Annotated in this window: 7 protein-coding genes and 1 tRNA gene; 5 read left to right on the top strand and 3 right to left on the bottom strand. The window is 53.2% G+C overall.

Going from position 1 to position 9073, the window contains the following annotated elements; genetic code table 11:
* The first annotated feature begins 16 nt into the window (after positions 1-16).
* Together ABMV07_RS03745 and ABMV07_RS03740 are read left to right on the top strand one after the other, a co-directional pair.
* Positions 17-238 carry a hypothetical protein gene (locus ABMV07_RS03745; protein WP_374064876.1) on the top strand — a complete coding sequence of 74 codons (222 nt, stop codon included), beginning with the start codon at positions 17-19 and terminating at the stop codon, positions 236-238.
* A 141-nt stretch (positions 239-379) separates the two neighbouring features.
* A complete protein-coding gene (locus tag ABMV07_RS03740; protein WP_374063848.1) occupies positions 380-1729 on the top strand; it encodes an IS256-like element IS1132 family transposase in 1350 nt (449 codons plus the stop codon).
* On the opposite strand, the gene ABMV07_RS03735 is transcribed toward ABMV07_RS03740, so the two are convergent.
* Positions 1720-2912, bottom strand: a protein-coding gene (locus ABMV07_RS03735; protein WP_374065005.1) for an IS3 family transposase whose coding sequence is annotated in 2 segments (ribosomal slippage) — positions 1720-2637 and positions 2640-2912 — 1191 coding nt in all. Because the reading frame shifts where the segments join, the coding sequence is not laid out codon by codon here. The two genes, ABMV07_RS03740 and ABMV07_RS03735, sit on opposite strands and share 10 nt — an antisense overlap.
* Before the next feature lie 107 nt (positions 2913-3019).
* Here ABMV07_RS03735 and ABMV07_RS03730 point away from each other — a divergent pair.
* A complete protein-coding gene (locus ABMV07_RS03730; RefSeq protein ID WP_374064875.1) occupies positions 3020-4333 on the top strand; it encodes an IS3 family transposase in 1314 nt (437 codons plus the stop codon).
* Between the two features lie 125 nt (positions 4334-4458).
* On the opposite strand, the gene ABMV07_RS03725 is transcribed toward ABMV07_RS03730, so the two are convergent.
* Together ABMV07_RS03725 and ABMV07_RS03720 are read right to left on the bottom strand one after the other, a co-directional pair.
* Positions 4459-4532: transfer RNA gene (locus tag ABMV07_RS03725), tRNA-Met, on the bottom strand.
* Positions 4533-4673: 141 nt separating this feature from the next.
* A complete protein-coding gene (locus tag ABMV07_RS03720; RefSeq protein ID WP_374064874.1) occupies positions 4674-7637 on the bottom strand; it encodes a UPF0182 family protein in 2964 nt (987 codons plus the stop codon).
* A 174-nt stretch (positions 7638-7811) separates the two neighbouring features.
* On the opposite strand from ABMV07_RS03720, the gene ABMV07_RS03715 reads away from it, so the two are divergent.
* Positions 7812-8315, top strand: coding sequence for a PPA1309 family protein (locus tag ABMV07_RS03715; RefSeq protein ID WP_374064873.1), 504 nt, complete (start codon positions 7812-7814; stop codon positions 8313-8315).
* A 50-nt stretch (positions 8316-8365) separates the two neighbouring features.
* A complete protein-coding gene (locus ABMV07_RS03710) occupies positions 8366-9064 on the top strand; it encodes a hypothetical protein (protein ID WP_088267329.1) in 699 nt (232 codons plus the stop codon).
* Positions 9065-9073: the final 9 nt, after the last annotated feature.

Raw genomic sequence — 9073 nt, 5'->3', positions numbered from 1 at the left:
TTGATTGGTGGTGTTTGTGGTGTCGAGTCGTTGGGATCCTTCACCGGATGTGGTGGAACAGCTGTGTTACTTGGTTTCAGGCGGTCGTAGTGTTCGTAGTGCGGCGTTGGAACTGGGACTTAGCTTGAGTATTGCGTATCGGCTGGCTCGTGAGTATCAACTTCCTGTGGCGTGTTCAGACGTCGACTTCTGCTTCGGTGACAAAAAAGCATTGAAACGCTATGAAAGCAGGGTGTAAAGCCGTCAGATATTTCAACGCGGGGGTCTGCTGAGGGTTTGGTTGACAGTTTTCCTTCTGATTTTTAGGCCGCAAGGGATGCGATGAGGGTGTCAGGTGTTTTGTGTGTGAGGCTCTGATCCAGAAGGAGTTTCACTGATAATGACTACCGTATCACCGAGGAAAGGTCATGACCCGAACAGGGTCAACGAGATCAGCGCTAAGCTGATGGAAAATCCGGAAATCGCCGAACTGATCGGCGAGTTGTCGACTTCCACCGATGATGCCAGCGACCTGGTCAAAGGTCTTTTGCAGGCATCGATCAACGCTGGTCTGCAGGCTGAAATGGACGCGCATCTGGGATACGCGCACTCTGATCGTACGGCGAAAGCCCAGCTGGGCACCCCGGATGGTGGCAATCACCGCAACGGGTCGTACACCAAAACCGTCAACTCTGGTTACGGCACCTTTGATGTGACTATGCCCCGGGATCGAGCTGGCACGTTTACGCCGCGGATGCTGCCTAAAGGCACCCGCCGTCTGACGGAGCTTGATGACATGATCATCTCCCTGTACGCCGGTGGGATGACCGTGCGCGATATTTGCCACCACCTCGCCACCACCCTCGGGGTGGATATGAGCCCAGATACGATCAGCACCATTACCGACGCGGTGTTAGAAGAGGTCATGATCTGGCAAAACCGCCAGCTCGACGAGTTCTACCCAGTGATCTTCCTCGACGCGCTGCGAGTGAAGATCCGCGATGGCCACCGCGTGGTCAACAAGTCTTGCTACATGGCGGTAGGCGTCGACATGGACGGCATCAAGCACATCCTGGGATTGTGGATCGCAGACAATGAAGGCGCCAGTTTTTGGGCATCCGTGTGCGCTGACCTTGCCAACCGTGGGGTCCAAGACGTGTTCATCGTCTGCTGCGACGGGCTCAAAGGCCTGCCGGAAGCCGTGGAGGCAACCTGGCCGAATTCCATGGTGCAGACCTGTATCGTGCACCTGATCCGGGCGGCCAACAGGTGGGTGTCCTACCAAGACCGCAAACCCGTATCAAGTGCGCTACGGGAGGTCTACACCGCACCGACCGAGGACACCGCCCGCGCCGCCCTGGACGCATTCGAGGCCAGTGAACTGGGCCGTAAATACCCGCAATCGGTCAAAGTCTGGCGCGACGCCTGGGACCGGTTTGTGCCATTTTTGCAGTTCCCGCCTGCGGCACGGCGGGTACTCTACACCACGAATTCGATCGAATCGCTGAATGCTGAGCTGCGGAAAGCCACCCGCAACCGCGGCCAGTTCCCGAACGATACCGCGGCGCTGAAAACGCTGTGGCTGATGATCTGCAACATCGAGGACAAGCGCGCTGCCCAGCGAGCGAAGAAAGCGAAGCGCGCCATCGAATGCAACGGCTATATTGAAGGAGCGAAAGCCACCGGGTGGAAACAAGCCATCAACCAACTAGCCGTGGCTTACCCCGACCGATTCGCGGACTACTTGTAAACCAAGCCCCCCGCACACAAACAATCGGACACTCTCGATGCGGCTGGTTCCATGATCGTTTCGTATTCGATTGGTGTCAATTTACCCAGTGCTCGTTGCCGTCTTTTCCTGTGATATGTCCGTTCAATCCAGTGAGTGATCGCGGCAGATAGTTCACGGCGCCTGTTCCAAAAGCCACGATCAAGAACGTTCTTTTGTACAAGAGCGAAGAAAGATTCCATCGCAGCGTTATCCCCACACGCTCCAACTCTGCCCATAGATCCCTTCGCGCCGTAAGATTTCAGCGCGGCACGGAATTTTCTAGAACGAAATTGCGAGCCACGATCAGAGTGAATGATTACGCCATGGGGATTGCCTCGTTTCCTCATCGCATCATCGAGCGCCGCCACCACGAGGCGTGATTTCATCCGCCCACCGGTCGCATAGCCCACGATTCTTCGCGAGCACAGGTCTTTGATCGCACACAGATACAGCTTGCCCTCTTTGGTCCAATGCTCCGTAATATCTGTAACCCACGCAACGTTGAGCGCATCAGCGTGGAAGTGACGCTGTAACAGGTCATCATGTACTGGAGCACCCGACTTCTTCCCACGCGACTTACGCCTAGCGATCACCGAGAACACCTGAGCATGAGAACACAAACGCCATACTCGACGCTCAGAAATCTCTATCCCTTGATCATGGAGCTCGTCTGCTATCAGGCGGTAACCAAATTCAGGATCGTCACTGTGAATCTGGCGAATCTTGTCTATAAGTTCTACTTCTTGGGCTTGCCTGTCCGAAACTGGCTTAGCAGCCCATTTATAAAACGCTTGGCGGGAAAACCCCAGTACCCGAGCCGCTACCGTCACGGTCGCCTTACCTGCCTTGATCAGCTTTTCCACGGTCGGGAAGACCCTTTTGGGCGAATCACCTCTTGAGACAGGTACGCCGCCGCTGCACGTAGCACTTCGTTTTCCATCTCCAACTCGCGAATCCGTTTCAAAGCCTGGCGCATCTCTTTAGCCACTACCGGATCAGCACACGGTTGCATCCCCTGAGCCTGCAACCTCGCATCAGTAATCCATTTTTGCAACGAGGAACGCGAGATCCCCAAATCAGCACACACCTGCCGGCGAGCAACCCCAGACTCCACCAACGCCACGGCATCAGCTTTGAACTGCTCTGAATACAACTTCGACATAATCAACATCCTTCCCTGCCCCGCCCCAGCGAAACAAGCTAGACGTCAACCAAACCCTCAGCAGACCCAAGCGCACAGCACTGCGGGTCTACAAACGCACACAATCAGTGACTAAAACAGTCCGCGAACTCGGCTACCCAGGCAGATGGACCCTGTATAAATGGCTACGCGAGCCCAAAACCCCACCACAACCACGTAAACAAGCCAAAACCCTGACCCACTACCCATACGAAGTCAAACTTCGCGCAGTAGAACTTTTCCACAATGGTTGGCGACCAGCTGATATTGCCCAGGAATGCTGCCTGCACACTCACGCCAGCGTCTATGCTTGGGCGCAACGCTACCGTGAGGAAGGACAATGGGGCTTGATGTCGAAAAAAGAACGCGCAGGCCATGGCCGCATCCCTACTAAAGCAGCACTAGAAAAATCATTGCCGGATAATCCAACACAGTTAAAACAGCAGATGGCCACGCTGCTGGTAGAAAAAGCCGTGTTGGAAAAGGAGCTGGAAATTATAAAAAAAGACGTAAGCGTCATCCCCGGTCAGCTGAGTAATAAGCACAAAACCGACGTGGTTGACGCTTTGCGTAGCACGTTTCCATTAGCAATGCTGCTCGCTGCTAGTGGTCTTGCTGCATCCAGTTTCTATTACCACCTGAAAAAACGACGCATGCCTGATAAGCACGCAGCTATTCGCAGCATGGTGCACCGCATCAGTTCTGATTCACATAATACCTATGGTTATCGCCGTATCTGGTGGCAATTACGACATTTAGGCATAACTATCAGTGAAAAAGTAGTTCGCAGGCTCATGCGCGAAGAAGCAATTACGGTGCGGTTTCCGAAGCGGAAGGTGAAATATTCCAGTTATCAAGGAGAAATTTCTCCGGCTCCGCCGAACCTGGTCAACCGTTGTTTTCATGCCACTGCTGCGAATACGTTGTGGCTGACTGATATTAGTGTTTTCGCTGCGAATGAGGGGCGGGTGTATTTGTCTGTGATTATTGATTGTTTCGATGGCAAAGTCGTTGCTGCTAAGACGAGTGTGAATCCCACTATGGAGTTAGCAGAATCTACGCTGCAGGCCGCTATTGATGCTGAGGGTCTTCCACCGGATGGTTCATTAGTGATTCATTCAGATCGTGGTGTGCATTACCGTGGTCGGAGTTGGCATAGTCTGACTGCGAAATATGGCATCGTTCGTTCGATGTCGAAAAAGGGGTGTAGTCCTGACAATGCGGCATGCGAGGGGTTTTTCGGGCGGATGAAAAATGAGATGTATTACGGCAAGAGGTGGCAGACAATCCAAGAGCTTGACGATGCCATTGCTGCTTATATCGAGTTTTATAACAATCATCGCATTAAAGTTAGTCTCAATGGTATGAGTATCGCGCGTTATCGCATGGCTGCGGTAGCGTGAGGTTGAAAGTGTCTAACAAAACGTCCGCATCCCCTTCTGACCCTTAAGCCACGGTCTGAACCCAAGTTATGCACCAAAACGCAAAACCCCCAGTTCGCTTTCGCGAACCGAGGGTTTCAACTTAGTGGCGGGGGCTGGATTCGAACCAACGACCTCTGGGTTATGAGCCCAGCGAGCTACCGAGCTGCTCCACCCCGCGACGGAAGCGAAGAACAATTTCTTTTTTGTTACTGTTCTCTGCAACGGAATGTAACTTTACATACATCCGGCAAACAACACAAATCCGCTGTTCACCGGATGTTTCGAGCTCGATTACTTCACGGGCAATAGCAACTGATTGCTACTGCCCAGCAACCTTGCGGTATTCCTCCACTGCTTTGTCGAGCTCGTCAAGAGCACGCCCGTACTCTTCATTCGAGCCGTTCTTTGCCGACTGTAGTTTGTTCAGCGCGTCGTTAATCTTGCCAATGGCTTCACCGGTCGTACCTGAACCCGATGCAGGGGCGGAAGGAGTACTTGGCGCTTTTCCTTCCTTGTCTTCTGGCTTGTCCCTGTTCTGGGACTCCGGCTTGAGTCCCTTAGCTTCTCCTAGATCCTGGGCTTCCTTGGGGTCAATACCTACCTGCGAGAGCGCTTCTGCGATCGTCGGAGCGTAACCCACCTTGCCTTGGTACGAAACCAGAACGCGCAACAGCTTAGGGAATGCCGACGCTTGATTCTTACGCTGGGAGTACAAAGGCTCCACATAAAGGATGTCACCGTCACCCACTGGCAGTGTCAGCAAATTGCCGTTGAACAGGTCGTTGGTATCTTTCCACAATGTGCGATCAGATGCGATCTGATCAGATGACATCATGGTGTCCTGTGCCTGCTTTGGACCCTGCGTCAGAGTGTCTGTTGGCAACACACGCACGGTGATCTTGCCGTAGTTATCTGGATCCGAGCTCACCGACATGTGCGCCGCGAGGTACTCGCGCTGGAGGCCACGGAATGGCGTAATCAGCTGGAAGCTAGGCTTCCCCGTGTCTGGATCAGCCGCGACAACATAGTAGGCCGGCTGTGCTACGTCTTTTTGACCTTCAGTTGCGGAAGGATCAGAAGGAACAGACCAGAAGCGGTCGTTGGTAAAGAAGTCGCGCGCATCATCAACGTGGTAACGCGCAAGCATCTTCCGCTGCACTTTGAACATGTCTTCTGGGTAGCGCAGGTGATTCATGAGCTCTTCGGAGATCTCAGACTTTGCCTTCACTGTGTCTGGGAAAACCCCCTTCCATGCCTTAAGCACTGGGTCGTTTTCGTCGAACTCGTAAAGGTCAACGCTGCCGTCGTAGCTGTCCACGACTGCCTTCACCGAGTTGCGGATGTAACCAACGTTGTCGGTGACTAAACGCTGGGCGCTGTTTCCTACTTGAGCAGTGGTGTCATTCGTTGCTTCCGATAGCGACGTGCGCTCAGCATAAGGCAAGGAAGTCAGTGTGGTGTAACCATCCACAATCCACTTCACACGGCCATCAATCACAGCAGGGTAGGTGGTGGAATCTGTGGTCAACCAAGGGGCGACATTATGAACACGTTCGCGAGGATCGCGGTCGTACAAAATCTTAGAATTGCCGTTCACACGATCCGACAGGATGAGATTTAGCTCCTGGTAACGCATGGCAAATGCTGCACGGTTGATCACGTTGCCGATATTCACGCCACCTTGGCCCTGATAAGTGTAGGTGGAGGAATCGGTGTCGTATTCCACCGATGAATCATTCTCGGAGCCCACTACGGCGTAGTCCGCGCCGTCAGTAGCAGAAGCAATCACTGGACCGTAGTAGATGCGAGGTTCCTTGACTACGATGCCGAGTTCTTGAGCTTCTTTATCCGTAGTTTGCAGATCAGAGACTGTGTAGACGGGGTATCCGCCACGGGCTGATCCGACATCGCGCGCGACCTCATCAACCTGGTTGGCTTGTGCCGCAACGATTCCGTTGCCGTGGGTATACACAGTGTGTCGGTTAATCCAGTCACGCTGGTTTTCTTTCAGCGCATTGGGGTCAAGCTCGCGGGCAGCCACAACAAAGTCGCGCAGTTCACCGTCGATAACGTAACGGTCCATCGCGAGTGACTTGGGAAATCCATAGAAGTTACGCAGCTGCTGTTGCTGGGTAAACGTTGGAGAAATGATCTCTGGATCCAACAGGCGAATGTTGCTCACCGTTGCAGAATCCGAAGCGACCTTTTCTGAGGAAGCTCCCTTGGCACCCCAGTTGTCCTTGTAGGTCACGGCATCGTCGGTAATGCCGTAGGCGTAGCGTGTTGCCTCGATATTGCGGGAAATGTATTCGGATTCTTTCTCGGCACGGTTCGGGGAAACAGAAAAACGCTCCATCATGATTGGCCAAGCGTTACCGATAGCCAACGAGCTCACGATCATCAGCACTGTAGAAATTGCGGGGATACGCAGGTCCTTGGTCACAATGACAGAGAAGAACGAAATTGCCACGACTGCTGAGATAACCAAGAGCACAATCTTGGCAGGCAACACAGCGTTGATATCGGTGTAGCTACCACCGGTAAAAGTTTCGTGGGAATTGTTCAACAAGGAGAATCGATCCAACCAGTAGCTGGCCATGCGAACCAGCAAATACAGCCCACCAGTAACAGCAAGCTGCACTTTGGCGTAGTTGGTGATCGATCCTTTCACACCTGCGGCTTGGTTACCCGCACGAATGCCACCTAGCAAGTAGTGTCCTACCAACGCAATGAGGAATGCTACGACCAGCAAAACGGAGAACGTACTGACTACCAGACGCAATGCCGGCAGCGTAAACGCGTAGAAGCCGTAATCCATCCCAAACTGTTGGTCAGAAACACCGAAGTCTTGGCGGTTGAAGAACAACTGAACAGTTTGCCATGCCTGCTGGCCAAGGAATCCTGCGGCAATGCCGATGACTACAGGCAACACGACAAGGAAGCGGTGCACTCCCTTTTCTACGGCTGCTCGGTATTGCACAACGGGGCTGTCAGGGTCGAAGAACTCGAGTTCATCTGGACGGCCACGGTAGGTGAACCAGCCAGCGAGGAATGTCACGATTCCGGCGAGTAGACCGAACCCGACAAAGAGCCCAATACGGGTGGCAATGACCTTGTTAAACACCCCCCTAAAGTCAACTTCACCGAACCACAACCAGTCGGTATAGAGGCCAACAACGGTAGGAACGAGCGCTCCCAAAATCATCAATAGTGGAATCAACCACGTTAACCGCCGTTGCGGCCGCTTCGGTGCAGCAGCTGGGCGCGTAAAGCCGGTCGCCAACTTGGAACTCCTTAAAATTATTTTTCAGTTAGGTTTTGTCCACCATAGCGTTGCCGAGCAGGCAGCCTTAAAACTGCACATTCTTGGCAACCCCAGGTGCCACCTTTCTGAGCCAGCAAAGGTAATGTCCTATTTTACGATAGTTTGCCGTCACGTGATTGCGAAGGAATTGATATGAGTGGCATGCAGTACCCACCTCAGGCGTTAAATAAGGCCATGCTCGAAGCCGTTGACTTCATCCACGCAGAAGGTTGGGATGCTCCCCCTACCCTATTCGCGTTGGTTCCCGCAGAGCTCATCGGCCAAGCACTACCTGATGACGATGACTCCCCGCTCACTCTTGTTGTCCAAGACAATCTCCCTGAGCACATTCACCCTGGTTCTGAAGAACTTGGCGACTACGTTTCACGAATTTCTTGGCCAGAACAGGTTGTGGGTGCGGTACTCGCACAGGAGATCATGTTCCGCGATTCTTCCGCAGATAGTGACGAAACCCGCCCAGCTCGTTTGTTCAGCGGCGTTCTGCGTGGCGACGCCGACCTGACTTTGCTGCAGATCCGCCCGACAGAGGAAGAACTCACAAAGCGCGGCCCCTTTGCAGAAGATGACATTGAACTACGAGGTGGCCCAGGTGTAGCCCCTGGTGTTATCGCCGCACTACGTGCCACCCTCGATTAAGATAGTTCTTTATAGTTTGTGTCTCACCCCCTCGTTAAAGATAGGTCTTGGTGTCTTTCGTGCCTTTTGGTTTTGCTGCTGCGCAGCGTTCTAACGTGATTCGTTGTTTTAGCGCGTGCGCTGTCGTTGTCGCTATTAGTAGTGTGAGTGCGTGTTCACGTGACACCCCAGAAGCACCACAATCGACGTCGGCTACCAGTAGCGCAGCACCTAGTACCACTTCGGCCAGCACTACTACGTCAAGCAGTGCTTCGGCAAGTAGCACCACACAGACGTCTAAGGTTTCTTCACAGGTCGAAGCACCAACCAGCGTGCCTCCGATGTTGGATTCGAAACACAAGAATGTTCAACGAGCCTTTGAACAATTCGGGGCACTAGCTCCAGAATCACTTTTTGCTCAATTTGATACTTGCGACGCCAACGGGGTGCAAAACTCTATGGCTTGCTCGGGTCACGATGTCGGCCAGTTCCAATTTTTTAAGTCGGATGCTAAGGCTGCATCCACCACTCAGCTGTTGACTGAGCTTCGTAGCTCTCGGGTCATTGAGGATACCGGTCGTCGCGTGGTGGGATGGTCCACTCTTGGTGGTACTGCGGTTATTACCGTGGTGGATAACGATAACGGGCTTGTCATGCAGCAGATGGTGTCCACTGACGAGGTCGATCCTGCCGAGCACATTTATGAGTTGGGCCTTGCACAAGCTCCAAAGAAGGAGTCGGCTGCGGAACCGACTCCTTCTTCAAAGTAAAGCGCTGCT

The sequence above is a fragment of the Corynebacterium belfantii genome, from assembly GCF_041898185.1.
Classification (GTDB): domain Bacteria; phylum Actinomycetota; class Actinomycetes; order Mycobacteriales; family Mycobacteriaceae; genus Corynebacterium; species Corynebacterium belfantii.
The sequence above is the reverse complement of the archived record's forward strand: the minus strand, read 5'-3'. Positions and strand labels throughout refer to the sequence as shown.